This window comes from Desulfuromonadaceae bacterium, from assembly GCA_019429445.1.
GTDB lineage: Bacteria > Desulfobacterota > Desulfuromonadia > Desulfuromonadales > JAHYIW01 > JAHYIW01.
This window is the reverse complement of record JAHYIW010000010.1, coordinates 63,472-87,819: the sequence shown is the minus strand read 5'-3', so window position 1 is coordinate 87,819 and position 24,348 is coordinate 63,472. Positions and strand designations below refer to the sequence as shown.

Here is a 24,348-nt window from a genome sequence, read left to right as displayed (position 1 = left end):
GCGCAACAGCGCGGCTTTTTTTGTTTGAACCCTTTCGAGCTATTTCTCGGCTTTGAGCGGTTCGACTGAAAATTCAGTCAAGTTTTCGGGAAGATTTTTGAAAACAATCGTAAACGCGAGGGTTTTCCCGGAGGTGACCTCTGAATTAGTCATCGTGTCACCGAACGGGTTCTCCATTTTTGATTTAATTTTATCCCAGGAGAGCGTCTGCAGATCTTTCGGGGCAAGCGGATTGCCGCAATAAACCTTGGTGTAACGTAAAATTTCTCCGTTGGCGCCATAAATGACCCCTTTGACAGCGAGCGCCGAGCGCGTGTCGGGATATGCGTTGGTTGCTTTGCCCTCGACGACAAACAGCTGCCCTTCACCGGCATTGTCAACAAAGTAACCGTTTAATTCGCTCAGGCGAATTTTGATTTTATCCTCTTCCGCCGTGGCGTTGCCGAGCAGAACCTCGATGCGCTGCTGAATCCTGGCGATATCAAGCGTGCCGTCCAGCCAGTAGAAGTAGCCCCCTGCACCGGCAATACCGAGTACGAACAGCAAGAGCAGAAGTTTGAAGAAGGTGCCGATGGCACTCTGGCGTTGCGGGGGGCGCTCCGGAGCTGCTTCGCGCTCTCTGCGCGGTTCGCTGAAGTTGTCTGCAAAGTGGGTGTCTTCGGAAAGCCCGGAGCTGACGCGACTCTCATCCTCCGCTTCGTCGGGGGCCGTCTCAAGCGAAGCGGAACCACTTATTTCGATACCGGCGAACGAGTCATCGTCGCCGAACGAAAATTCTTCGCCGCCAGCGGCGTCTTTTTGAGGCGGGGCAGGGGGTTCTTCATCGTCAAAACCGAAGTCAAAGCCACCTTTCTCTTCTTCAAAAGAAAAATTATCACCCTCCGCTTCATCCGCACTGTCCGCCGGGAGGGTTGGTGTATCGTCGCTGTCCAATTTGAAGCCGAAGGCATCATCGCTCGCGCCACTCGTGGTGAGTCCCGCGTCTTCATTGCCTGCCGGTTCTTCCTCGGTAAAAGCAAAGTCGTCGGCAGACTCCCCAGGGGCGCCGAAGGTAAAATCCTCTGCGGAATCGCCCTCTGCAAAAGGATCTTTGGCGGCGCTGCTGTCATCAAAATCAAAATCAAAATCACCGCTTGACTCGGTCATTGCGTCTGCCGATGTGCCTGTGTCGTCAGCAAAATCATCGGACGGCGCATGATCATCTACGTCAATGTCGAACGCCAGGGAAGAATCATCATGTCCATCGTCACTCCTTTGGACAGGGACCGGTTCCTGAACCGGAGCAGGTTCGGGGGGGGCGGGAGCGGGCGTTGGTGCGGGCGCTGATGCATTGACGGTGAAAACGTGTTTGCATTTGGAGCAGCGGACTTTTGTCCCTTCCGGCTTGATCTTTTCGTCGGCGAGTTTAAAACGTGCCTGACATTCCGGGCATTCAATGATCATGGAAGGCTCTCCCTGATTCGATCTGAGGATTTGCTGATTTCAACTCTGCGGCAATAAACAGATAGTGCCCAGATTGCGATAACGTTCGTCCATGTCAAGACCGTAGCCGACCACAAAGCCGTTGTCGATTGAAAAACCGACATAGTCGGCGGCTATCGGAACCTCGCGACGCGCATGTTTGTCGAGCAGGGTGCAGACTTTTAATGAGCGCGGTCGGCGTTGCTGCAAAAGATGACAAAGTGTTTCCAACGTGCGTCCGCTGTCGATGATGTCCTCAATAATGACAACATCGCGGTCGGTGATTGACATGTCGAGATCTTTCCGGAATTCAACGATGCCGGATGAAGCAGTGTCCGAGCCGTAGCTGGCGAGGCTGACAAAATCGACGACTGTCGGCACCGCTATCGCTCGGATCAGGTCAGCGATGAAGATGAAAGATCCTTTCAGCACGCCGATGAGCAGAACGTTCCCTGCGGGGTAGTCAGCGCTGATTTCCGCGCCGAGGCGCTGGACCGTTGTGGCAATATCCTCGGCGGAGTAAAGTTCTTTCATGACTCTTTATTGTCCTGTATTGTTAATGGTGAGCAACATTGTATAGCAGGGGAATGGCCTTTTGTCAATTTTTTCACGATGTTGCAGCAAATTCGTGCGCAATTGTGCTACAATCCCGCTGTGGTTTGTGTGATGCTCAAAATAAAATTTCCGAGGAGCTCATTATGTCGTGTCGTTTGCTGTTACTCATCAATTTTATTCTTTGTTTTGCGTTGGCCGCGCATGCCGGAGCACCCCGGCTGGAGGTGTCTTCCCCGGAATTTGATTTTGGCCAGGTCTATGCCGGGGAACAGGTTGAACACCTTTTTCAACTCAGCAATCAGGGCGATGCTGCATTGGTCATCGATCGGGTACGCAGTTCGTGTGGTTGTACGGCGGCGCTGCTCAGTGAATCGACGCTTGCCCCTGGTGAGTCTGCCGAACTTAAGGTCCGCTTCGATTCCACCCGTTTTTCTTATGAAGTGGTCAAAACAGTTTATCTGTACAGCAACGATCCCCAACGACCGGTTGTGCAGTTGAGTTTGCGTGGTATCGTGCAGCCCGAGATTACGGTTGTCCCCCGCGAACTTGATCTCGATGATCTGCGTCCGGATGTTGTCCGTGAGGAAGTTGTGATCATTGAAAATCATGGCGCGCGCACTCTTCGTTATTCGTCAGTCACGGCGACCGCTGCGGAAGTTTCCGCAACCCTCGACAAAGCTGAACTGGGCGCCGGTGAACAAACCACCTTGCGGGTGCGACTGTCTCCGGGGGGGGGGCGTGATCGGTTGAACGCATATGTTATTCTCACCTGCGCCCAGAGCAATTGCGATCTGCGCGTACCGGTTTTCGGCCGTGTGCTGGCGGCGCATCAATAGCGCTGCGTTGGTGGCGCAATTTATTTACTGAGCCTCCCTCAATCATGTTACGCAAGAGGCAGACGATTCTTGCGCAGATCAGCTTGTCAAGCCCGTCTTGTTCGGTTAAGACTCGTAGCTGATTCAACATTCATGTACTCGCAAAAACTTGCAACCTGGAGGTCACATGGAAGATCCGTTGCCGACGCAACAGCGTCGCCGTTTTTTGCAGATGATATTGGGCGCGCTCGGTGTTGCGCTCGCAGCCCTGCTTGGCTGGCCGATTTTTCGTTTTTTGCTCCCCCCTGGCGGGGACGGCGGGGGCGGAGCGATCAGCCTCCCACGCGACATTGTCGCCGTCGGCAAAGCACACTTTTTCGATTTTAAGGGACGCCCTGCGGTGCTGATCGCACCGTCCGCTGGCGAGTATCTTGCGCTGTCCGCGGTGTGCACGCACCTTGGTTGTATTGTCAAGTGGGTCGCCGACCAGGATGAATTTCTTTGCCCGTGCCACGGCGGGCGCTTCGCGCCTGACGGTCGGGTGCTCGGCGGCCCGCCGCCGAAGGCGCTGGAAAGCTATGCGGTTGCGGTAGATGGCGACCAGTTGCTGGTTAGTCAGAAAAAGGTGGTCTGATGAAAAAATTCCTTATCGACTGGCTGGATGAGCGTCTTGCTGTGCGCGCACTGCTGCATGACCAGCTGACCGGTTATCTGCTTCCTCGCACCCTGACCGTCTGGCATACCCTCGGGGCGGTTCTGCTGGCACTCTTCGGGCTACAGCTTTTGACCGGGATTTTGCTGCTGGTGTATTATATCCCCAGCCCCGAAACGGCTTTTGCCAGCGTTGAGCGGATCATGAATGATGTTCCGTTCGGCTGGCTGATCCGCACCTTGCATGCGGTCGGTTCGAACATCATTGTTGTCGCGCTACTGCTGCACATGGTGTCCGTTGCTTTTATGGGGAGTTACAAAAAACCGCGTGAACTGACCTGGTTATCCGGGTTTATCCTGTTTAACCTCGGGCTGGTGCTGTGCCTGACCGGCTATCTCCTCCCCTGGAGTCAGTTGTCGTTCTGGGCGACGACGGTTGCCACCGATGCCGCCGGTGCGGTGCCGATAGTCGGTGCCAAACTGGTTGAATTTTTGCGCGGCGGGCCGATGGTCAGCGGGGTAACGCTGGGGCGTTTCTTTGCCCTGCATGTGATTGTCCTGCCGCTGGCCCTCTTTGGCCTGATCGGATTTCATCTTTACAGCATGCGCCGCACCGGCATCGCAACACCCCCGTTCGGAGCGGACTATCAGCAACCGGCTGCCGCCGATATTCGATTGCATGAAGAGCATCAAGGGGGGATCCCGTTCTTTCCCAACTTTGTGGTCAAGGATGGCGCAATGATCATGTTTTTTTTGGCGCTGCTCGTGATGGTGAGCTTCTTCATCCCGCAACTGTTTTTTCCCCCGACAACGCTGGAGCCTGCTGACCCCTTTACCACCCCGGAGAAGATCAAACCCGAGTGGTATTTCCTCTGGGCGTATCAGACGTTGAAGATCTTCCCCAGCAAATTGATCGGACTCGGTGTGCAGGGGGTATTTATGACATTTCTGGCGCTGTTGCCATTCATCGATGTTGGTGTTGAACGCCGTCCGGCGCGACGACCCGTCTTTTTAACCGTTTATTTTCTGATTTTGCTGATTTTTCTGGCGCTATCGATCTGGGGGCATCTCTCATGAAAGGGCGAAATTCTGGTTGCTGGTGTCTGCTGATGTTGACCCTGTTGTTCAGCTTCTGGCAGGGGCAGGCGTGGGCCGAGGAGGAAACGGTCTGCTTGCAGTGCCACGTCGCGCAGCCTGATGCATTGGGGGAAGCGGTGATCGCCTGGCGGCAGAGTGTCCACGCCGTCAACGGGATTTCGTGCCATGACTGTCATGGTGGTGACCCCACCGATTTTGCCATGGCAATGAGTCCGGAGCGCGGTTTTCTCGGTGTCCCTGCCGACAGCGATATCCCGGCTTTTTGCGGGAAATGTCATCTTGGCGTTGCTGACATTTATCAGGACAGCGCACATGGCCGGGCGCTGGGAAAGGGTGGTCCGCAGTGTGTCACCTGTCATGACAATCATCGCGTGCAGTTGGCAAGTCACGATTTGATCAACGAGCGGGATTGCAGCCGTTGCCATAGCTATGATCGGGCGGCAGAGATCAAACAGGCGGTCAAGGAAATTGACCTCGGTATCATTGCGGCGAACAATGATCTGGCGGCGCTTAAGCGGATCGGGATCCGCACCAGGCCGTTAGAGGATAAACTGTTTGCGCTGCGCAACGATTATCATCGCCTCTTTCATACCGTTGAAAGTGAAAAAGTACGTAAAGCCGCGACCGATTATCGCTCTCGCCTCGCCGCAATAACGGCGGAGACCACAGCTGTCAATGCCCGACTTGACACCCGCAAGATCTGGGGAGGAGCGGCCGTGGTGCTATTGATCATCGCCGCAGTGGTGCTGCTGCAACTGAAGAAAAGCTACGCTACCCGTACCAGCGGCGACGATTAGTTGTTTAAGGTCTCTTGCAGTTGTTGGTAGGCGCGCTCCAGGTTGACTTCCATGAAGCGCTCATACCCTTCGAGTTGACGGTAGCGCGGCAGGGCAAATTCCTGACGGATTTCTTCCAAGGGTTTCCCCTGTTCTATCGCTGCCAGCAGTTTTGAAAGAAAACTTTTGAAATATTTTATAAAATCGGTCACGGCCTGCGCTTTACTGACCGGGCCGTGTCCGGGAATGATTTTTTTCACCTGCAACTGTTCGATGAATTCCAGCGCGGTGATCCATTCACGCATATAACCGTCGCCGAGGTAGCCGACGCTGTTGACGTAGAGCAGGTCACTGGTAAAGAGGGTTTTCCTCTCGGGGAGATAGACCAGCAGATCCCCTTCACTGTGGCCGCGTCCCACCTCGGTGATCACCACGGTCGAGTTTCTGCCCAGGTCGAGGGTCAGCCCTTCACTGAAAAAGAGGATCGGATATTCCGGCTGACGCACTTCGCTGCGCAAGGCCTCCCGCGTCTGCCAGGTCATGATCACATCGACCCCGGCGGGAAAGTCAAAATCGATATAAGAAAAACCCCGGTGGTGGTGAGGCAGCACGAAATAGCGCAACGGTTTGGAGGTGATTTTGGGGATGATGCTGAGTAATCCTGCAATCGCGGCGCGAGTCATGTGCGCGCCCCCGGCGACGACGTAGCTCTCCCCCACCACAAAAAAGGCATTACTGCTCGCCCCCTCGCCATCGATAGCAAGCGCCGCATAGAGCCCATCCCCCAGGTCTTCGACACGGTACGCCGCGTGGGCCGCCGGTGGAAGGCTGAAGAGCAGACTGGCACAAAGGAGCAGAAGTATTTTCAGCATGAAGTTCATCGCGGAAGTATACCAGTTTGTGAAGCAGCGGAGCAACGGCGGAATTTCAGTTGCATTCACCGGGGGGATACGGTATAAAACCCATCCAATGCGCGATTAGCTCAGCTGGATAGAGCGCTGCCCTCCGGAGGCAGAGGTCGCAGGTTCGAATCCTGCATCGCGCGCCAATAAAATCAAGGGGTTAGCCAGTTTTTGGCTGCCCCTTTTTTGATGTGATTTTAAAAAGGTTCCCTATAGGTTCCGGTGAAACAGAAAAAAACCGCTCCGCAAAACTCAAGATGATGATCAATATCCGGCTGTAGATAGCAATGCAGGGGCTGACCTCCACGGCGTGGTGATCGTCCCTTGGCGGTCTTGTCAGGAGGTGGGGATTACCGTGGCTGGTGGTGAGAGGTGCGAGTGCAGGTGATCAGCGGCTTTTGTCTGATAGAACGCTCCCTGCATCGTCACTGGCCAAAAAAAAAGCGGCCCACCTGTGAGGTGAACCGCCTAAAAGGTTTTTATGGGATAAACCCACTATTCAGGGCCACTCACTATTTCAATAATATCTCCGTTCATATCTGCTTTTGCTTTAACTGAGTTAATGACGACTCCACCAAAAGCATTTTTACCTCTAAAGGTAGTCGCGCGGATTTACGAATTTGTGCAGGAAAGGCTGAATCCCCTCTGACCCCCTTTTGCTAAAGGGGGGATGCGCATTGGCCATCAACAAAAGGGAGAGACTGCTTGTCCTCCCCCTTAGTAAAAGGGGGACTGAGGGGGATTTGTTCGACGAAAATTTCAGGAGAAATTTTAAATGTCGGAGTCGATATTGCCACCTCTTAAATCGCTGTTTAAAACAGAAAAAATTGAGGGAATAACAAAGAACTTGATGTCGATATGAAAACACCTCCTGGCGCTGCGCCAGAAGGTGTTTCAGTGAAGTGATCTACCGGAAAATCCAGGAAATAATCTGTTGGTACCGAAGGCCGGACTCGAACCGGCACGCCGCGAGGCAACGGTGTTTGAGACCGTCGTGTCTACCAATTCCACCACTTCGGCAAGGCGGGGTGAATTATAATGATTTGACGTTGGTTGTCAAGCCTATTGAACAACGCTTATTGAATCGAGGGAAATTCGTGGCATTAGAGGTGTTGTGATGGTTGCGAAAAATTGTGATACGTATTATATTTCTGCGCGAGTGATTGAAGTCGCAATCAATTGAATGCAAGAGACGTTTTGAAAGGGTTTATTGATGAGGCTGTTAGCTGGGTTTTTAATCGTATGGCTGTGGGCTGTTCCCGGAGTTGCGTTCCAGAAGGATGGCTGTGGTGCGGGGAGTTGTGTGGATTGCCATTCTTTGGAAATTAAGGAAGCGGCTACCTTGCTTGAAAAAGGGGGCGTCAAGGTGCGCAGTGTGGAGTTCGCCGAAGTTCCCGGATTCTGGGTGGTCGATGCAACTCGTGGTGACCAGCGTTTCCCGTTGTATATCGATTTTTCGAAGAAATATATCCTGGCGGGGAATGTTATTCGGTTGCAGGATGGAAAAAATATTACCGCTGAGTGGATGGAAGATGCCAAGGAAGCTGATCCGCCGGAGAAGGTGACGGTTGATTTCTCAAAAATATCACTCGATGACGCGTTGATTCTGGGGAAGAAAGATGCTCCGGTCAAGGTTGCCGTTTTTACCGACCCCCTCTGTCCTTACTGCAAACGTCTTCATGAAGAGTTGAGCAAGGTTGTCGCCCAGGATCCCGCTGTCGCTTTCTATATCAAACTTTTTCCGTTAAAGATGCATGGTCAGGTTGCACGCAATATTTCCATCGCGGCATCTTGTCAGAATTCGCTGGCACTTCTTGAAAAGGGGTTTGATCTCGGAGATTTGGAGCAGGAGGCCAGGGCAGAAGGGTTGAGTGACGCGGACAAGGCCGGATTGACGGAGAAAATTCGCACCATCAAGGAGCTGATGCTGAGAAATCAATGTCAGACCGATGTGCTTGAACGAACCGCCGCCCAGGCCGCCGAGTTGGGTATTCGTTCGACACCGACGCTGGTATTTCCCAGTGGCGAAGTTGTCCCAGGGGCAAAGCCGGCTGACCGGATTCTTGAAATATTGGGGCGTGCTCCGGCCAAAGGAAACAAGACTAAATAAGATTTCACTCGCAAAAAAGAATTTGATGGCAATCGTGTGGTTGTTCTGTTAGATAATTAGCTGCTCGGGCAACAATTAAACTGGAGGATTTTAAATGGGGTTGATGGACGGAAAGCGCGGACTGATTCTCGGTGTCGCGAATGAATTAAGTATAGCCTGGGGTGTTGCTCAACAACTGCGTGCGGCAGGGGCTGAGCTGGCATTCACTTATCTGAATGATTCTTTGGAAAAACGCGTTCGTCCTTTGGCGGAAAGCCTCGACGCGAAACTTATTTTACCCTGTGATGTCGCACGCGATGAAGATATTGAAGCTCTTTTCGCCGAGCTCGAAAAAGCCTGGGGAAAGATTGACTTCGTTGTTCACGCGGTGGCGTTTGCCAATCGTGAAGATCTGAAGCACGACTTCAGTCAGACCAGTCGTGAGGGATTCCGTCTGGCACTGGATATCAGTGCCTATTCGATGGTCGCGGTTACGCGTTGCGCCGTACCGTTGATGAATCCCGGTGGGGGTATCGTCACCATGACTTATCTGGGGGCGGCGCGTGTTATTCCTGATTACAATGTCATGGGGGTGGCCAAGGCGGCTCTGGAAGCTTCGGTACGTTATCTGGCGGCGGAGTTGGGGGGCAAAGGCATTCGGGTCAACGCGATTTCTGCCGGGCCGATCAAAACGCTGGCGGCTTCGGGGATTGCCAATTTCCGTGAAAAGTTGCGGGTCGGCGAGGAGCGTTCGCCGCTCCGTCGCAGTATTACCCAGGACGAAGTTGGCAAGGCAACGCTCTATCTGTTGTCAGATCTTTCCAGCGGGGTCACCGGCGAGATTCATTATGTTGACGGTGGTTTCAACGTGACGGCCTGATGACTGGTCCGTTGTGTGATGTTCCCTTTTTTAAAAGGCCCGTAAGGGCCTTTTTCCGTCCGCAGTGGCCAGACACTGATGTTACACGGTAATCTTTCCGGCCTGAAGCCGGGCCAAATCAACGCGCTGGAACGGATTGAACGGCGACGGATACCTGCCGACAGCCTGATTTCTCCTGAACTTGGCCGTTTCCTCTGTGAGCAGTCCCGCGAACTGCGCCGCCAACTCGGCTTGATCATTGATCGGGCCGGGATCATCAAGTATGTGATCGTCGGCGATGATCGGGAAATCATGATCCCTGATCTGTCCGACTTTGGTCTCGGTCGCAGCGGCCTGCGCGGGTTGCGCTGTGTCCATACCCACCTGAAAAATGAACGCTTGTCACGTGACGACCTGACCGACCTGGAACTGCTGCGTCTTGACATGATGGCAGCACTGGTGGTTGATGATGACGGTCTCCCCGCTGCGGCTCATTACGCTCACCTGCTCCCGCCCAATCCCACCGGGCGCAAGGTTGCCGAATTTTCCGTACCGTCACTCCATGCTCTCGACCTTGATTTTGGTGCGTTGTTGTCCGGTCTGGAAACTGAACTTGAACGTTCCCTGGCTGAAACCGTCGATCTCAGTGACGGGCGCGAACGGGCGATTCTCCTCTCGGTCAGTATGGTGTCGCGGCAGGAAACGGATGATTCCCTTGACGAACTGGCCGAACTGGCGCGTACCGCTGATGTTGTGGTGCTCGACCGTTGTGTCCAGCGCCCGCGTCAGTTTAACCCGAAATATCTGATGGGAATTGGCAAGCTGAAAGACGTTGTGATTGATGCCTTGCGCCAATCTGCAACGTTGCTGATTTTTGACCAGGATCTGAGCCCGACCCAGGTGCGGTCGATCTCGGAATTGACTGAGCTCAAGGTTATCGATCGCTCCCAGTTGATCCTCGATATCTTTGCCCGTCGCGCCCACACTCTTGATGGCAAGGTGCAGGTTGAACTGGCGCAACTGAAGTACCTGCTGCCGCGTCTGGCCGGGAAGGGGACGGCTTTTTCCCGATTGGCAGGAGGGATTGGCGGACGCGGCCCCGGTGAAACGAAACTGGAAAATGACCGGCGGCGTATCCGCGACCGGATTGCGCGGCTCGAAAAGCAATTGCAGGCGCTGGCCAAAGGGCGGCGGCAACGGCGGCACAAGCGGCAGCGTGCCGACCTGCCGATTGTGTCGATCGTCGGCTATACCAATGCCGGCAAGTCGACCTTGCTGAATGCCTTGACCCAAAGCGCCGTGCTGACCGAGAATCTGCTCTTTGCGACCCTTGATACCGCCACGCGGCGGCTGCGTTTTCCGTTGGAGCGTGAGGTGATCATCACCGATACCGTCGGTTTCATCCGCAAGCTTCCGGCCAGTTTGCTGGGGGCCTTCAAGTCGACCCTGGAGGAGCTGGAAGATGCCGACCTGCTGTTGCATGTCGTCGATCTTTCCAATCCACGTTACGAGGAACAGATCAAGGCGGTCGAGCGGATTCTCGAAGAACTGGAGCTCGACCGCATTCCCCGGCGGCTGGTCTTTAACAAGGTCGATCTGGTCGATCCTGACGACATCGCACCCCTCTGTCGACGCTTCGATGCTTTTCCGGTCAGTGCCCTTGACCGCACATCGTTCGCCCCGTTATTGTCCGCTCTGGAGGCACGCTTCTGGCCTGATGAAAATCACAGTGGAATCGATCAGATTCTCAGTCCTTGACCCTGACGAGAATCCCGACGACAGATGCTTTTGCGGGAGCGGCTTACAGCCGCGGAGCCTTCGGTGGCCGATGAAAAACTATTCGCGGCTGAAAGCCGCTCCCACAGGGGTTGGTCTGCTTTCGGTGGTCGATGGGATTCTGTTCGCGGCTGAAAGCCGCTCCCACAGGAGAAAGCCGGAGTGTATTTGTAGGAGCGGCTTTTAGCCGCGAAGCGTGCAGCTTGACATGCTCAGCCGGATTGGCTACCTTGAGCGTCAATTTAACCACAAAAGGATTCTCCCCCACTGTGAAAGTATGGTTTCCGTTCCTGATCATGGCGCTACTGTCGTCCGGCTGTCAGACCAGCACCGCTCTGGTCACGTCCGAATTGCCGACCGCGCTGCCCGCTGCGCAAACCGGGTTGCTGGTGTTTGCGCACCCCGATGCCTTGACCTGCCGGGACGAGCGCTTTGTCAAGAATCCGGTTCCCGCCGACCTCGTTGAGTTGTGGAGCGCCGACGGTGTCGATCCGGAAACACTGGCGGACAATGCCCTGCTGACATCAGCTGATCAATTGCCACCGGACAATGAGGGGGAAACCCGACCGGTGCAGTCGGTTTACTCCGATTTCCCGGTGGTAGAAAATGCCAAGGTGCAGTTTTTTATCGACTATTATTCCTCCGGGAACGGCAAGCATACCTTCCGCCGCTGGCTGGAGAGGTCATCGCGTTATATCCCCCTGATGCAGGAGATTTTTGCCGCAGCAGGGCTCCCCCGTGATCTGGCCTACCTGGCCATGGTCGAGTCCGGGTTCAATACACGCGCCTACAGCTGGGCACACGCCGTCGGTCCGTGGCAGTTTATCGGCGGAACCGGCCAGATGTATGATCTGAAAAGCGATTGGTGGCGTGATGAACGGCGCGACTTTGAAAAGTCGACCCGTGCTGCCGCCGCTTATCTGCAAGATTTAAGTCGCCGCTTTGATGGCGAATGGTATCTTGCCGTGGCTTCCTACAACGCCGGGCCAGGTAAAATTTCCCGGGCAATCGACAAGTATAACAGCCGTGATTTCTGGGAGATCAGCCGCGGTAAATACCTGCAAACGGAAACCAAAAATTATCTGCCGAAGTTGCTTGCGGCGCTGTTGATCGCTGCCGATCCGGAAAAGTATGGTTTTGTTGACCTCGACTGGCAGGAACCATTGGCTTATGAAACCGTCACGGTACCAACGGCAACTGACCTCGAAGTCGTCGCCCGCTTGAGCGGTGTTGATTATGAGGAACTCAAGCAGCTCAATCCGGAATTGAAACGCTGGTGTACGCCGCCGGGTGAAACCGATTATACGCTCCGGGTTCCGCCAGGTACGGGTGAAACTTTTCTCACTGCCTATGCCGAGCTCCCGATGGCGGATCGGGCCAACTACAAGCATCATCGTGTGGTGGCGGGCGATACCCTGCTGATGCTGGCAAAAAAATACCGGATTCAGGTTGATGACATTGTCGCGCTGAACAAGATCAGCAATCCGCGCGCGCTGAGGATCGGCACCGACCTGGTGCTGCCGCTGAAAAAAGGGTATACGCAACGGCCGATTGCCGAAATGAAGGACGATTATAATCGGAGTCGACGCCAGCTTTATACGGTGCGTTCGGGAGATAGTCTGTGGAGTATCGCGCAACGTTTCAATGTGACCGAAAAGGAACTGCGGGTCTGGAATCGACTGGGCTGGAGCAATGTGATTCGCCCCGGCCAGATATTAATGGTCTCGGCCAGCGCAGCTAAAACCGCCAAACCGGTGCGAAGTGCGCAAGCGGCGACCGGTCCGCCGCGCAAGATCGTTTATCAGGTCCGCCCCGGAGATACGGTGTGGGAGATCAGTCGTCGTTTTGCGGTGGACACCAAACAGATTTTCAGCTGGAATAATCTTGAAGCCGGGCAGATCATTCGCCCCGGTGATCGTCTGACTCTGCTGGTGCGTGATGGTAAACGGGGTTGAGGTTGAAAAAGCTTTTTTTCTGAGTCGTCTGCCGGAGCGCGATTCAGATCGGGACAGGTTGTTTCGAGGGGTACAACGCCTTTACTTTGGTGCCGAATTCTGTCCCTGGACTATGCCGTCACCGCACGCTTGCATGCAAGCGTTACATCTGGCCCGCTCCCACGGGCTCGCTTTTACCCTGGCAACACCGGTGTTGATTGAATCCTGGTTGCCACGACTAACCAAGTTGCTCCACACTATTGCAGCCGAATTAACCGCCGCCGATGAGATTCTGATCTCTGATTGGGGCGCGTTGGACACTATTCGCAAGATTCTTCCCGCAGTTACAGTCATTGTTGGCCGCACCCTTTCCGGGCAGAAACGTGGGCCGCGCATTCTGGATCTTGAGCTGACGTTGGAACAGCACGACTATTTTCAACGCGGTAGCTGGTATTCTGCTGCTGCGGTAACGCTGCTGGCGGAACAAGGTATCCGGCGGGTTGAGCTTGACAATCTGTTGCAGGGCATTGCCCCGCTGCCGAAGCATCTGGACGGCTCGCTGCACTATCCCTGGATTATGGTGGCATCAAGCCGGAACTGTCCCTTCCGCCAGGACAATCCTGCCACTGGTTGTGATGTGAGCTGTGGCGAGGCCTTTTCCCTGACGACGGCACAGACCCGTATCCCTTTGCTTCAGGCGGGGAATACCCAATTTATCGAGCATCGAAAGTTGCCTCAAAATCTTGCCGACCTTGGTATCTCGCGCCTGGTAGAACACCGCGTTATCCCGCGTTGACCGTCCGTCATCATCCCCGCCATATTGTTTCCTGATTAGCGACTCACGCCCCGTGGGGCGAATTTTCATAGAGTAACTTTAATTTTCTAAAGAATGTGATTTCAGATAGTTACCTTGAAGTATAGTGGACCCCTGTTTCCGGACAATAGTTTAAGATGGTGCCCGCAGTAAAAAAGGAGCGGGTAATGAGCGAAAAGAAGCGTAAGAGTTTCAGCAGCCAGTACAAGGCGAAAGTAGCACTGGAAGCGATCCGAGGCGTCAAGACGGTGAATGAAATCGCCCAGGAATTTTCTGTGCATCCGACCCAGGTCGGTCAATGGAAAAAAGAACTGCAAGCACAGGCTTCAGCCATCTTCGACACCAAGCGCGGCCCTAAGCCCGAGGATCCGTCCGCCAGCCCGGAGCGGCTCTACTCCGAGATCGGGCGGTTGAAGATGGAACTGGATTGGCTTAAAAAAAAGTCCGGGATCAGCCAGTAGTGGATCGCCAACCTTGGGTAAGCCAGCTTGATTCCTTGCCAGTGGTCCGGCAATGCGCACTCGCGGGCGTCGCCCGATCCGCCGTCTATGCACCCCTCCTGGTCGCCGGTCCAGACAAAGAGGAGTTGCTGCTTCTGGCGCTGATTGATGCCGAGTATACGCGTCACCCGTTCTACGGCAGCCGCAAGATGGTGGTGTATTTGGCCCTCCTGGGGCATACGGTCAACCGCAAACGGGTTCAGCGTCTGATGGGGGTCTTGGGCTTGGCGGGCATGGCGCCGGGGCCGAACACCAGCCGTCCTCACCCTCAGCACAAGATCTATCCGTACCTGCTCAGAGGCGTGAATGTTACGCGTCCCAACCAGGTGTGGAGTACAGATATAACCTACATCCGCCTGGCGCGCGGGTTCGTGTACCTGGTGGCAGTGATCGACTGGTACTCACGCAGGGTGCTGGCATGGCGGTTGTCGAACACACTCGACAGCGGGTTCTGTGTGGACTGCCTGGAGCAGTCGCTGAAGACATATGGCACCCCTGAGATATTTAATACCGACCAGGGCTGCCAGTTCACCAGCGAAGCATTTACCGGCATACTCAAGGCGCACAACATCGCGATCAGCATGGATGGACGCGGCCGCGCATTGGATAACATTTTTGTGGAACGGCTCTGGCGAAGCGTCAAGCACGAGGATGTATACCTGAAAGGGTATGTCACCATGCCTGAATTGCAGCTGGGTCTGACGGAGTATTTTGTGTTTTACAATACGGAAAGAACCCATCAATCGCTACGTTACCGCACGCCGGACCAAGTCTACCAAGCGGCCAGCGGTGGCGGCGCGAGGATTGTGGATAAATTTGTTGAGCGTAAAGCCACGCTCAAAATCGGGGCAGCGCCGGCCAGCTGCTTGTCATCGGCCACCATCTTAAACTCGATGGATTATTGTCTTGACCAAGGGGTCCAGTAAAAAGTTACTCAGAAGCACTGATCTTCCGCTGGGGCAATTTCCTCTTCGTTGGGGGTGATGACCTGCGCCTTGCTCCTCCCCTTGGGCAGTTCGCCTTCGCAAATCTGATCGCAAAACGGCTGGTTGTTCGATTTTCGGTGAATGTGATTCCCTTCCTGACCTCTCAGAAGTGGAGAGAAGCAGGCGTGTTTGGTCGGTAGCCAGCGTTCAGTCGGAGGGAGGCGAATAAAATTATAGCAATCTTTAACTCAGCGGATATAATGCGCAAGGTGTTTCGGTTTCAATGACTTGTCGGTAATCAGCCCCATCTGGAATTCATTCAGCATAATGACCCTCCGTTCTTATATTGACACGCCGCATAACCATACCGTTCACGGACTATCGTTGCAAAATGCCGGTTGAGGAAGGGCCGTTTGCGCATTTATTGGACAGATTGGCTGCAAAATTCATGGAAAAATCGCGGATTAAAAAATTGACTGCGCAAGTCTGTCTCGCGTCAACTATCTTGTCCGGTTTGACGACAATTATGATGGCCGGTTGAGTTTCGTTATTTTCTCAGGTGTTGCTTCTTCCGATAGATCCCTCCTTCGATTTCAATATTGCTGGCATGATGAATAATCCGGTCGATCGCGGCCACGGTCATCAACGCATCGGGAAAGATTTGATCCCATTGGCTGGAGGGCTGGTTTGAGGTGATGATCAGGCTACCGCTTTCGTGATGATCTGGGAGGTAGCGCCTGGAATCCTCCAGCCCACGCAAAAGAAGCAGTGACTGCTGCATTTAAGGAAAAGATTGAGAAGCTTTTGAATAGCAAGGAGGTCATAGCTGCGCTTAATTCTTAAAGCTTTACGAGATGTTTTAGAAAAACAATAGGGGGACATAGTTAAGTTGGTTGACTTTTTGTTTCCCACAGACGCGCAAAAGCGCCCCTCCGGTTGCTCTACGTTCGCAACATAAAGGCAAAAATGAAAATTGACAGCCTCCAAACCAAGTGTGTATAATACACATCATGAAGAGTGGGGAAATTATAAAAAGACTGAAACAGGACGGGTGGATTCTCCATCATATCAAAGGAGATCATCACCAATTTAAGCACCCAGAAAAGCCAGGGAAGGTCACAGTTCCTCATCCCCAAAAGGACCTCCCGATCGGCACGCTTCGAAATATCTTCAAGCAAGCCGGTTGGGAATGGAGGTGAAACATGAGATACCCAATTGTAATTCATAAAGACGAAACATCGGATTACGGAGTTACCTTTCCCGATCTTCCTGGCTGTTTCTCCGCAGGAGACACTATCGAGGAGGCAATAATCAATGCACAGGAGGCAGCAGAATGCCATATCGAGGGAATTTTGCTCGATTCCGAACCCGTTCCTGTGCCAACAGACATTGAAAAATATAAAGAAAATTCAGACTATCAGGATGGTGTGTGGGCTCTTGTTGATGTGGATTTAAGCAAACTATCACTTAAATCAAAACGAGTTAATGTCACTATCCCTGAGAGAATTCTTAATTCCATCGATTATTATGCAAAAAAACATGGAGAAACCCGCTCAGGCCTTTTGACGCAAGCAGTTACTGAATACATGGCATCACATCAATGAAATGAAAGAATGGCAAACCAGGCGCTGCACATTGACCGCAAGGGGCACCGGCTTATTGCCTGTTGCCCTTTTTGTGTTTACGGGGCGTGTTGCAAACGCTGAGTTCCCTTGTGGCCGCTAGACTGGCAATCATAAAATGACCTGATTAGCACTGATCTTCCGCTGGGGCAATTTCCTCTACGTTGGGGTGAGGATCTGCGCCTTGCTCCTCCCCTTGGGTTAAGGAGATGCCGGGAGGGGTTACGCTTGGCCATGTGTTTCAGAACACCCGACAAACTCTAACTCCCCCCGGCCCCCTCTTAATCTGAGCGGGGGTGAAAATCTACACTTTGCTCCCCGTTGGAGCGTTGCCGCCAGACTTTAGCGGAAGATCAGTGCTGATCAGGTATTGTTTTGACAATTCCTTCGGGTGTTGCTAGACTTCCGCTTTTAAAAATCCTGAAAGGACTTGAATATAATGTATAACATACTCATTTCAACCCTCGCTGCCGCAGCTCTTGGCGCCGGACTTTTTTTCGGCGCAGGACTCAGTCCCTGGATTGCCGGATTTGCCGGACTCGTCCTTTTTACTGCGCTTTATCTTTTGTTGATGCGCCATTTTATGAACAAACTCGTTGCGCTGATGGAACAGTCTCAACGGGAATTGCAGGGACGTCATATCGAAAGAGCGATCAATACGCTCGAAAAGGGGTACCGGTTTGCTGCCTGGCAACTCTATGTCAAGGAGCAGATTAACTCGCAGATCGGCACCGTTCATTATCTCAACAGAAATTTCAGCGAAGCTTTCGAGCTTTTGAAAAAAGGGTTCATGCGCCACTGGGTCGCTCTGTGTATGTTGGCAATTTGTTACATGAAGCGCAACCGGACCAAAGATATGATTGCCGCTTTTGAGCGGGCTGTTGCCGCCGGTAAAAAAGAACCTCTGGCGTGGGCGGTTTATGCGTTTTGCCTGGAGAAAGTCGGCCAGCGTGACAAGGCGATCAGCATCCTTGAAAAAGGGTTGAAGAAGACCGGCAATGATGTCAACCTGCAATTAAATCTGGAGGATTTACGTGAGGGCGAGCGGATGCGGATGAAAGGATACGGCGATATGTGGTATCAGTTTCACCTCGACAAGCCCGGTGCGCTGATCAAAAAGCAGACCAAAGCGGTGCAGGGACGGCGCAAGATTGTCCGTCGTTAGTACCGATGACCGACAAGCGCTGCAAATATGACAAATCATCCCCGCGGTGTTCAGCCACCCCCTTCAAGTCGCTGAAGGGGGTGGTCGTTTCCGCGGAGCAAACGTTGCCTGGGGCAGAAGAAGCTGACGGCGCTAGTTCACACCATGCCCGGCCCGGCATAAACGATGATGATGACCTCTTTGCGCGTGAGATGGCGCGACTCGGCCTGCATCGTTCTGACCGGTGCGACGCGACACCGACGGTGTCTGCACCAAAGGCAGCGCTGGAACTCCGGGACGAGAGTGAAGGCGCGGAATTTTTGACCGCGATGCGCGAATTGCGCGTCGATTTTCGTGACCAGCTGCCGGAAGATACCCCTGTTGCACAGGCGTCAGCTTACCGCCAGCGACAATTGCGGCGGGGGCAGCTGAAGCCTGAAATGGAGCTCGATCTGCACGGGCTGACGCGCGACGCGGCGCGGGAAAAGGTCGGTTTTTTTCTTGCGGATGCCCGCTTCCAGGGTGCCCGCACGGTGTTGATTATCACCGGTCGTGGCCATGGCTCAACCACAGCACCGGTGTTGCGTGGCGAGGTTGAACGATTGTTGCGGACGGAAGAGGGGGTGTCGGTGGTGGAGTGGATGGTCGCCCCGCGTCGTTACGGGGGTGCCGGAGCACTGGTGGTGTTTTTAAAGAAACGATAATGGGTGACGTTCAAAGCAACTCTTCCAGGGCACATTCCGCACAGATCGTGGTCATTTCATAGAGCCCACTGTTTTTATTAAGTCGCATTGCTCGTTGCAGATGGGCATTGCAGGTGATTTTGTAACACTGGTCGCAAGCACGACTCTCGGTTGTGGATGATGTGTAACCGCAGTAATGACATATCCACGGTGATCTGTCGGGGTCGCTCATCGATATTTTCCTCTTGATCCTGAACAGGGGATGTTGGTCAGGTATGATATGCGCGTTGACGACTTTTTTCAAGGCTGAGCCTTGTGCACCTGAAAGCTTTTTTTCGACCTATGTAAATTGACCTGTTACGCGCTTGTGACAACCCGGCAAGATGTGCTGATGTACGCGTTTTGAAAGGTGCGGGGGAGGGGGGATCATGGAACAGTGAAGTGATTCAGATTTCGGAAGCGATCGAAGTTGCCGAAACGCTTTATTAATGGGATGACGTGATGACAAAGGATAGCAGAATGAAAAATATACTGGTTACCGGCGGTGCCGGTTTTATCGGTTCGAATTTTGTACGGTTGGCACTGAGTCGGTTGCCTGACTGCCGTTTGATTAATCTTGACAAGCTGACCTATGCCGGGAACCCCGGCAATCTGGTTGATATTCAGGAGGACCCCCGCTATCGTTTTGTGCAGGGGGATATCTGTGACGCGGCGCTGGTTGGAAAGCTTTTTGCCGATGAGCAGATTGATACCGTCGTTCACTTCGCCGCGGAATCGCACGTCGATCGCAGTATCGATGGCCCGGCTGAATTTATTCAGACCAATATTGTCGGAACCTTCACGTTACTCGAAGCGGCTCGCCAGGCGTGGCTGGTTAACGCAGCGGATGCCGGCGATAAACGTTTTTTGCACGTCAGTACCGATGAGGTTTACGGCTCGCTCGGCGAAACCGGGATGTTCACTGAGACCACCGCGTATGATCCACGCTCTCCGTATTCTGCCTCCAAGGCGTCATCTGACCATCTGGTCAGCGCTTACTTTCATACCTACGGTCTGCCGACGGTCATCACCAATTGTTCAAACAACTACGGACCGTATCATTTCCCCGAAAAACTTATTCCGTTGATCATTAATAATGCCCTGAACGGTAAAGATTTGCCGGTCTACGGAGATGGCAAAAATGTGCGTGACTGGCTCTATGTGGTCGATCACTGTACGGCGATCCTTACGGTGCTGCACCAAGGGCTGGTGGGTGAGACCTATAATGTCGGTGGCAACAACGAGAAACAAAATATCGAAATTGTGCAGACCGTTTGCGATATTCTTGATCAAAAGGTCGGGCTGCTGCCTTCTGGGGAGCCGCGCCGCAGTTTGATCCGCTTTGTCAAAGATCGTCCCGGACATGATCGCCGTTATGCGATTGATGCCGGAAAAATCGCGGCGGAACTGGGGTGGAAGCCATCCGTGACGTTCGCGGAGGGGATCGTCAAAACGATCGACTGGTATCTCGCCAATCCCGACTGGGTCGCGGCGGTAGTTGATGGATCGTATCAGGAATATTATCGACAAATGTACGCCGGACGGTGAATATGGCAGGCAAAAAAGTTGCACTGATCGGTGCGCAGGGGATGCTGGCGAGTCAGGTGCGCGCTCTGGCCCCGGTTGAGGTTGAAATTCATTCCTTCGATTTGCCGGAGTTCGATTTGACCGATGCCGCTGCCGTGGCGACGACATTGGCGTTGTTGCAACCGCAGATTATTATCAATTGTGCGGCCTATACCAACGTCGATGGGTGTGAAAGCAACGCGTCGCTGGCGTTTTTGGTAAACGGGGAAGGGCCGGGTCACCTGGCGGCAGCCGCGAAGCAGCTCGGCTCCACCCTGGTTCATATCTCGACCGACTATGTCTTTGCGGGGACGAAAAATGAACCCTATGAGGTGGATGATGATCCTGATCCGCAATCGATCTACGGTCAGTCGAAACTGGCCGGAGAACAAGCCATTCTGAACAGTGGTCTTGAGCACTATTTCATGGTTCGCACCAGTTGGTTGTATGGTCCGGACGGAAACAACTTTGTCGAAACGATCTTGCGTCTGGCGGGGGAACGTGACGACCTCGGTATCGTCTCCGATCAGGTTGGCAGCCCGACCTATACCGGCGACCTGGCCGAGGCGTTGTGGCGATTGCTGGCAACTGATGACTACGGAATGTACCACTTTTCCAATCACGGTGAGTGTAGCTGGTATGAATTCGCTCGGGAAATAATCGCTCAAGCAAAGTCACGCGGTCTGCCGCTCAAGTTAAAGACCCTCAGGCCGATCCGCACCGAAGATTATCCGCTCCCGGCTCGGCGGCCCGCTTACTCGCTGTTATCGAAAGACCGTTATCTGCAAGTGACAGGGGCGTCAATTCCCTTTTGGCGCGACAGTTTGCAGCGTTATTTTGCACTTCGTTAAGGAGAAAGATTCCATGGCACAGGTCAAAAAAGCTATTATCCTCGCTGGTGGGGCGGGGACCCGACTTTATCCGCTTACGCTGGTTGCCAGTAAACAGTTGCAGCCAGTTTACGATAAACCGTTGATTTATTATCCTCTTTCGACCCTGATGATGGCGGGAATCGAAGATATCCTGATAATATCCACTCCCCACGACACCCCTCGTTTTGAGGCTTTACTTGGCGATGGAAGTCGTTTTGGAATAAAGCTGACTTACGCTGTGCAGCCGGAGCCGAAAGGGATTGCTCAGGCGTTTCTGGTTGGTGAAGCGTTTATTGCCAATGATCCTGTCTGTCTGATTTTGGGGGATAACCTTTTTTACGGTAAGCTGGGACTTGACAAGATTGTCAGTAATTTTTCCGGTGGTGCCTGGATTTTCGGATATCCGGTCACCGATCCGGAACGCTACGGAGTCGTTGAATTTGATAAAGACGGCAAAGTGCTCAGCCTTGAAGAAAAACCGGAAAAACCGAAATCGCATTATGCTGTTCCGGGACTTTACCTGTATGATGAGCATGTTGTTGAGCTGACCAAGGGGATGAAACCCTCAGCGCGCGGCGAGCTGGAAATTACCGATCTGAACCTCATCTACTTGCGCCGTCATCAGTTAATGGTGGAGAAACTCGGTCGCGGTATCGCCTGGCTCGATACCGGCACCCATATGAGCCTGCTTGAAGCAAGCCATTTTATCGGCACACTTGAGGCGCGTCAGGGGCTGAAGATCGCCTGTCTCGAAGAGGTGGCCCTGCGCAAGGGATATATCGATATTGGCCGATTTAAAGAAATTATCAAGGATACGCCAAAGTCCAGTTACCGTGAATATCTGGAAATGATTCTGCAGGGAGAATTTTAGGATGAAGGTGGTTAAGTCGATTATCCCTGACGTATTGATTATCGAACCGCGCGTTTTCGGTGATGATCGTGGGTTCTTTTTCGAGAGTTTCAATCAGCAGGGCTGGATAGCCGCGACCGGATTGACGGATGTTTTTGTGCAGGATAATCATTCGAAATCGTCCTGCGGGGTACTGCGCGGACTGCACTATCAGTTGCCTCCCCGGTCGCAGGGGAAGCTGGTGCGTGTTGTCGCCGGAGAAGTGTGCGATGTTGCTGTCGATCTGCGCAAGAGCTCATCGACCTTTGGTCGCTGGGTCAGTGCCATTCTTTCCGCCGAAAATAAACGCCAGATGTTTATCCCGGCAGGGTTTGCACACGGATTTTTAACTCTGAGTGAAAGCGCAGAGTTTCTCTACAAAACGACCGATTACTACGCGCCGGAATATGAACGAAGCATTGCGTGGAATGACCCGACCTTACAGATTGACTGGCCAAAGGTTGCGGACGGGCCACTCCTTGCGGCTAAAGATGCCGTCGCGCCGCTATTTTCCGATGCAGAGTTATTTGCCTGAGCATGAAGTGGAGAACATGATGTTGAACAGCATGACAGGATACGGAAAAGGGCAGGCACTCTGCGGCGATGTGACTTATGTTATTGAAATCAAATCAGTCAATCACCGCCACTGTGATGTGTCCGTTAAAGCGCCACGAGGGCTGATGGGGCTGGAAAATGAGATCAGGAAGACGGTTTCAGAGCGCCTGAAACGGGGCAAAATCGACGTATTTATCAATCGGGAATTTGCTGAATCGAATTCCATCATACCCCAGTTGAATTCCGCGCTGGCTGCTTCTTATGTCAGGATTTTTGAGGAATTGCGTCACCAACTGGGTTTGTCCGGTGACGTCCCGCTGGAGTTAATTGCTGCGCAGCGGGATGTCATTGTTACGACTGAGGCTGATATCAGCCTCGCCGATGTGCGTGAAGGTCTTTTCTCCGCTCTGGATTCAGCCCTGGCCGCGATCAAGATGATGCGCGCCAATGAAGGCCAGGCGACTTGTCTGGATATGGAGGTGCGTTTGCATACCGTTGACGCCCTGGTCAGCCAACTGTCAGAGCGTTCATCCATGGTTCCGATTGAGTGGCGTGACAAGCTGATGGCGCGTCTGGAAAAATTGCGGACAGATTTTGACTATGATCCCCAACGGGTGGCGCAAGAGCTGGCAATTTTTGCTGATCGCTCTGATATCAGTGAGGAATTAGCGCGTTTGAACAGCCACCTGCAGCAGTTCCGCGATCTTCTTCAGGGTACGGATCCGGTCGGGCGTCAGATGGATTTTCTGGTTCAGGAAATGAACCGTGAGGTGAATACCTCGGGCTCAAAGTCGAATGATATCGAATTGAGCCGCATTGTAGTTGCACTCAAATCCGAGCTGGAAAAAATTCGCGAACAGGTGCAGAACATCGAGTAGGTTATGGAACGAGAAGGAATAATATTCGTCGTCTCGGCTCCCTCGGGGACCGGGAAAACGACGCTCTGCAAGGAACTGATTGACTTTTTCCCTGATCTGCGTCAGTCTGTTTCCTTCACAACGCGCGCGATGCGTCCTGCTGAAAAAGCCGGTCGTGACTACCATTTTATCTCCGCATCATCTTTTTCCATGATGGTTGATAAAGGTGAGTTTGCTGAGTGGGCGGAGGTTCATGGTCATTATTACGGAACCGCACTCGCAACCCTTGATGGCTGTCGTCAGAACGGTTGTGACGTGTTGCTTGATATCGATTTTCAGGGTGCTGAGCAGTTACGTCGCAATTATAGTCACGCGGTTTTTATCTTTATCGTCCCTCCGGACATGGCAGAGCTGGAGCGGCGGCTGCGGTTGCGGGGCACCGAGAGTGATGAGGTCATTAACAATCGCCTGGAAAATGCGCGGAGCGAATTACAGGCAGGCGACTGGTATGATTATCTTGTCACCAACGATGATTTTGATAGTGCATTATCCAAATTAAAAGCAATTGTGATTGCAGAGGCGTGCAAGCGCAGCCGGATTCCCTTCTCGGTAGCGGAACTGGTAGGCCTGTCGGTTTAGTTAAACAGTCAAGTGTCATGAAAGGTCTGTAAAATAATGGCAAGAGTAACAGTTGAGGATTGTCTGGAACAGATTCCTAATCGTTTTTTGTTGGTGATGGTCGCCACGAAGCGCTCGAAGCAGCTTTATAAGGGGGGCGCATCGCTGATCGAAAATAAGGCGGAGAACAAAAATATCGTTTTGGCCTTGCGCGAAATCGCCGCGGGCAGGGTTGAATACGAAATTCCGAACCGCAAGTAAACAAATCCACGTCTCCGCCGGGCAGGGTTTAATCGTTGCCCGGCGCGTTGTCCACCCTGAATGATCGTCGGTCGTTCACACCGTAG

General features: G+C 53.2%; 24 protein-coding genes, 2 tRNA genes and 1 pseudogene. 22 read left to right on the top strand and 5 right to left on the bottom strand.

Annotated features, from left to right (window positions below):
- Positions 1-39: 39 nt before the first annotated feature.
- Entirely contained in the window at positions 40-1,443 is a 1,404-nt protein-coding gene (locus tag K0A93_05535; GenBank protein MBW6511568.1) for a zinc-ribbon domain-containing protein, read from the bottom strand.
- A 39-nt stretch (positions 1,444-1,482) separates the two neighbouring features.
- On the bottom strand, positions 1,483-1,995 hold the full coding sequence (gene hpt, locus K0A93_05530) for a hypoxanthine phosphoribosyltransferase (GenBank protein ID MBW6511567.1): 513 nt from the start codon (positions 1,993-1,995) through the stop codon (positions 1,483-1,485).
- A gap of 164 nt (positions 1,996-2,159) precedes the next feature.
- Here hpt and K0A93_05525 point away from each other — a divergent pair, with 164 nt between their 5' ends.
- From K0A93_05525 to K0A93_05510, 4 genes are all read left to right on the top strand, one after another.
- Positions 2,160-2,852, top strand: coding sequence for a DUF1573 domain-containing protein (locus K0A93_05525; GenBank protein MBW6511566.1), 693 nt, complete (start codon positions 2,160-2,162; stop codon positions 2,850-2,852).
- Between the two features lie 211 nt (positions 2,853-3,063).
- On the top strand, positions 3,064-3,465 hold the full coding sequence (locus K0A93_05520) for a ubiquinol-cytochrome c reductase iron-sulfur subunit (protein ID MBW6511565.1): 402 nt from the start codon (positions 3,064-3,066) through the stop codon (positions 3,463-3,465).
- Entirely contained in the window at positions 3,465-4,559 is a 1,095-nt protein-coding gene (locus K0A93_05515) for a cytochrome bc complex cytochrome b subunit (protein ID MBW6511564.1), read from the top strand. Before K0A93_05520 ends, K0A93_05515 begins: the two co-directional genes overlap by 1 nt.
- A 32-nt stretch (positions 4,560-4,591) precedes the next feature.
- Positions 4,592-5,377 (top strand): cytochrome c3 family protein, encoded by a 786-nt coding sequence (locus tag K0A93_05510; protein MBW6511563.1) that lies wholly within the window; start codon positions 4,592-4,594, stop codon positions 5,375-5,377.
- Here the strand turns inward: K0A93_05510 and K0A93_05505 are convergent.
- Entirely contained in the window at positions 5,374-6,228 is an 855-nt protein-coding gene (locus K0A93_05505; protein MBW6511562.1) for an MBL fold metallo-hydrolase, read from the bottom strand. The two genes, K0A93_05510 and K0A93_05505, sit on opposite strands and share 4 nt — an antisense overlap.
- A gap of 99 nt (positions 6,229-6,327) precedes the next feature.
- On the opposite strand from K0A93_05505, the gene K0A93_05500 reads away from it, so the two are divergent.
- Positions 6,328-6,404, top strand: a tRNA-Arg gene (locus K0A93_05500).
- 789 nt (positions 6,405-7,193) lie between these two features.
- On the opposite strand, the gene K0A93_05495 is transcribed toward K0A93_05500, so the two are convergent.
- Positions 7,194-7,278, bottom strand: a tRNA-Leu gene (locus tag K0A93_05495).
- A gap of 193 nt (positions 7,279-7,471) precedes the next feature.
- Here K0A93_05495 and K0A93_05490 point away from each other — a divergent pair.
- The 6 genes and pseudogenes from K0A93_05490 (at position 7,472) to K0A93_05465 (ending at position 15,048) form a co-directional block, all read left to right on the top strand.
- The gene (locus K0A93_05490) at positions 7,472-8,368 is read left to right on the top strand and encodes a DsbC family protein (protein ID MBW6511561.1); all 897 of its coding nucleotides are present in this window, start codon (positions 7,472-7,474) and stop codon (positions 8,366-8,368) included.
- Positions 8,369-8,462: 94 nt separating this feature from the next.
- A complete protein-coding gene (fabI, locus tag K0A93_05485) occupies positions 8,463-9,227 on the top strand; it encodes an enoyl-ACP reductase FabI (GenBank protein MBW6511560.1) in 765 nt (254 codons plus the stop codon).
- Between the two features lie 78 nt (positions 9,228-9,305).
- Positions 9,306-10,964, top strand: a complete 1,659-nt coding sequence (hflX, locus tag K0A93_05480) for a GTPase HflX (protein ID MBW6511559.1) — start codon at positions 9,306-9,308, stop codon at positions 10,962-10,964.
- Between the two features lie 314 nt (positions 10,965-11,278).
- Positions 11,279-12,937: a LysM peptidoglycan-binding domain-containing protein gene (locus K0A93_05475; protein MBW6511558.1), complete on the top strand. Its 1,659-nt coding sequence runs from the start codon at positions 11,279-11,281 to the stop codon at positions 12,935-12,937.
- A complete protein-coding gene (locus tag K0A93_05470) occupies positions 12,921-13,712 on the top strand; it encodes a hypothetical protein (GenBank protein ID MBW6511557.1) in 792 nt (263 codons plus the stop codon). Before K0A93_05475 ends, K0A93_05470 begins: the two co-directional genes overlap by 17 nt.
- Positions 13,713-13,897: 185 nt before the next feature.
- Positions 13,898-15,048: pseudogene (locus tag K0A93_05465) on the top strand (IS3 family transposase).
- Between the two features lie 655 nt (positions 15,049-15,703).
- On the opposite strand, the gene K0A93_05460 reads toward K0A93_05465, so the two are convergent.
- Positions 15,704-15,937, bottom strand: a complete 234-nt coding sequence (locus K0A93_05460) for an ATP-binding protein (protein MBW6511556.1) — start codon at positions 15,935-15,937, stop codon at positions 15,704-15,706.
- Positions 15,938-16,166: 229 nt separating this feature from the next.
- Between K0A93_05460 and K0A93_05455 the strand changes: the two genes are divergently transcribed.
- The 11 genes from K0A93_05455 (at position 16,167) to rpoZ (ending at position 24,262) form a co-directional block, all read left to right on the top strand.
- A complete protein-coding gene (locus K0A93_05455; GenBank protein MBW6511555.1) occupies positions 16,167-16,355 on the top strand; it encodes a type II toxin-antitoxin system HicA family toxin in 189 nt (62 codons plus the stop codon).
- A 3-nt stretch (positions 16,356-16,358) separates the two neighbouring features.
- A complete protein-coding gene (locus K0A93_05450; protein ID MBW6511554.1) occupies positions 16,359-16,760 on the top strand; it encodes a type II toxin-antitoxin system HicB family antitoxin in 402 nt (133 codons plus the stop codon).
- Positions 16,761-17,217: 457 nt separating this feature from the next.
- Positions 17,218-17,943 (top strand): hypothetical protein, encoded by a 726-nt coding sequence (locus tag K0A93_05445; protein ID MBW6511553.1) that lies wholly within the window; start codon positions 17,218-17,220, stop codon positions 17,941-17,943.
- Between the two features lie 5 nt (positions 17,944-17,948).
- Positions 17,949-18,626: a Smr/MutS family protein gene (locus tag K0A93_05440; protein ID MBW6511552.1), complete on the top strand. Its 678-nt coding sequence runs from the start codon at positions 17,949-17,951 to the stop codon at positions 18,624-18,626.
- Positions 18,627-19,124: 498 nt separating this feature from the next.
- Positions 19,125-20,192, top strand: coding sequence for a dTDP-glucose 4,6-dehydratase (rfbB, locus tag K0A93_05435; protein MBW6511551.1), 1,068 nt, complete (start codon positions 19,125-19,127; stop codon positions 20,190-20,192).
- Positions 20,193-20,194: 2 nt separating this feature from the next.
- On the top strand, positions 20,195-21,061 hold the full coding sequence (rfbD, locus tag K0A93_05430) for a dTDP-4-dehydrorhamnose reductase (GenBank protein MBW6511550.1): 867 nt from the start codon (positions 20,195-20,197) through the stop codon (positions 21,059-21,061).
- A gap of 13 nt (positions 21,062-21,074) precedes the next feature.
- The gene (gene rfbA, locus K0A93_05425) at positions 21,075-21,953 is read left to right on the top strand and encodes a glucose-1-phosphate thymidylyltransferase RfbA (protein MBW6511549.1); all 879 of its coding nucleotides are present in this window, start codon (positions 21,075-21,077) and stop codon (positions 21,951-21,953) included.
- A 1-nt stretch (position 21,954) separates the two neighbouring features.
- Complete coding sequence (rfbC, locus tag K0A93_05420; GenBank protein ID MBW6511548.1) at positions 21,955-22,506, top strand: dTDP-4-dehydrorhamnose 3,5-epimerase; 552 nt, start codon at positions 21,955-21,957, stop codon at positions 22,504-22,506.
- 19 nt (positions 22,507-22,525) lie between these two features.
- On the top strand, positions 22,526-23,404 hold the full coding sequence (locus K0A93_05415; protein ID MBW6511547.1) for a YicC family protein: 879 nt from the start codon (positions 22,526-22,528) through the stop codon (positions 23,402-23,404).
- Between the two features lie 3 nt (positions 23,405-23,407).
- Positions 23,408-24,022 carry a guanylate kinase gene (gene gmk, locus K0A93_05410; GenBank protein ID MBW6511546.1) on the top strand — a complete coding sequence of 205 codons (615 nt, stop codon included), beginning with the start codon at positions 23,408-23,410 and terminating at the stop codon, positions 24,020-24,022.
- 36 nt (positions 24,023-24,058) lie between these two features.
- Positions 24,059-24,262, top strand: a complete 204-nt coding sequence (gene rpoZ, locus K0A93_05405) for a DNA-directed RNA polymerase subunit omega (protein MBW6511545.1) — start codon at positions 24,059-24,061, stop codon at positions 24,260-24,262.
- Positions 24,263-24,348 lie beyond the last annotated feature (86 nt).

What these genes read in the sequence shown, in the direction of transcription:
- K0A93_05440 (MBW6511552.1), top strand. Translation starts at nt 17,949, where the DNA reads ATGACCGACAAGCGCTGCAAATATGACAAATCATCCCCGCGGTGTTCA.
- K0A93_05445 (MBW6511553.1), top strand. Translation starts at nt 17,218, where the DNA reads ATGTATAACATACTCATTTCAACCCTCGCTGCCGCAGCTCTTGGCGCC.
- K0A93_05415 (MBW6511547.1), top strand. Translation starts at nt 22,526, where the DNA reads ATGTTGAACAGCATGACAGGATACGGAAAAGGGCAGGCACTCTGCGGC.
- rfbA (MBW6511549.1), top strand. Translation starts at nt 21,075, where the DNA reads ATGGCACAGGTCAAAAAAGCTATTATCCTCGCTGGTGGGGCGGGGACC.
- K0A93_05525 (MBW6511566.1), top strand. Translation starts at nt 2,160, where the DNA reads ATGTCGTGTCGTTTGCTGTTACTCATCAATTTTATTCTTTGTTTTGCG.
- rfbB (MBW6511551.1), top strand. Translation starts at nt 19,125, where the DNA reads ATGAAAAATATACTGGTTACCGGCGGTGCCGGTTTTATCGGTTCGAAT.
- K0A93_05515 (MBW6511564.1), top strand. Translation starts at nt 3,465, where the DNA reads ATGAAAAAATTCCTTATCGACTGGCTGGATGAGCGTCTTGCTGTGCGC.
- K0A93_05455 (MBW6511555.1), top strand. Translation starts at nt 16,167, where the DNA reads ATGAAGAGTGGGGAAATTATAAAAAGACTGAAACAGGACGGGTGGATT.
- hpt (MBW6511567.1), bottom strand. Translation starts at nt 1,995, where the DNA reads ATGAAAGAACTTTACTCCGCCGAGGATATTGCCACAACGGTCCAGCGC.
- K0A93_05510 (MBW6511563.1), top strand. Translation starts at nt 4,592, where the DNA reads ATGTTGACCCTGTTGTTCAGCTTCTGGCAGGGGCAGGCGTGGGCCGAG.
- rfbD (MBW6511550.1), top strand. Translation starts at nt 20,195, where the DNA reads ATGGCAGGCAAAAAAGTTGCACTGATCGGTGCGCAGGGGATGCTGGCG.
- hflX (MBW6511559.1), top strand. Translation starts at nt 9,306, where the DNA reads ATGTTACACGGTAATCTTTCCGGCCTGAAGCCGGGCCAAATCAACGCG.
- K0A93_05520 (MBW6511565.1), top strand. Translation starts at nt 3,064, where the DNA reads ATGATATTGGGCGCGCTCGGTGTTGCGCTCGCAGCCCTGCTTGGCTGG.
- K0A93_05475 (MBW6511558.1), top strand. Translation starts at nt 11,279, where the DNA reads ATGGCGCTACTGTCGTCCGGCTGTCAGACCAGCACCGCTCTGGTCACG.
- K0A93_05490 (MBW6511561.1), top strand. Translation starts at nt 7,472, where the DNA reads ATGAGGCTGTTAGCTGGGTTTTTAATCGTATGGCTGTGGGCTGTTCCC.
- K0A93_05450 (MBW6511554.1), top strand. Translation starts at nt 16,359, where the DNA reads ATGAGATACCCAATTGTAATTCATAAAGACGAAACATCGGATTACGGA.
- rpoZ (MBW6511545.1), top strand. Translation starts at nt 24,059, where the DNA reads ATGGCAAGAGTAACAGTTGAGGATTGTCTGGAACAGATTCCTAATCGT.
- fabI (MBW6511560.1), top strand. Translation starts at nt 8,463, where the DNA reads ATGGGGTTGATGGACGGAAAGCGCGGACTGATTCTCGGTGTCGCGAAT.
- gmk (MBW6511546.1), top strand. Translation starts at nt 23,408, where the DNA reads ATGGAACGAGAAGGAATAATATTCGTCGTCTCGGCTCCCTCGGGGACC.
- K0A93_05505 (MBW6511562.1), bottom strand. Translation starts at nt 6,228, where the DNA reads ATGCTGAAAATACTTCTGCTCCTTTGTGCCAGTCTGCTCTTCAGCCTT.
- K0A93_05535 (MBW6511568.1), bottom strand. Translation starts at nt 1,443, where the DNA reads ATGATCATTGAATGCCCGGAATGTCAGGCACGTTTTAAACTCGCCGAC.
- rfbC (MBW6511548.1), top strand. Translation starts at nt 21,955, where the DNA reads ATGAAGGTGGTTAAGTCGATTATCCCTGACGTATTGATTATCGAACCG.
- K0A93_05460 (MBW6511556.1), bottom strand. Translation starts at nt 15,937, where the DNA reads ATGCAGCAGTCACTGCTTCTTTTGCGTGGGCTGGAGGATTCCAGGCGC.
- K0A93_05470 (MBW6511557.1), top strand. Translation starts at nt 12,921, where the DNA reads ATGGTAAACGGGGTTGAGGTTGAAAAAGCTTTTTTTCTGAGTCGTCTG.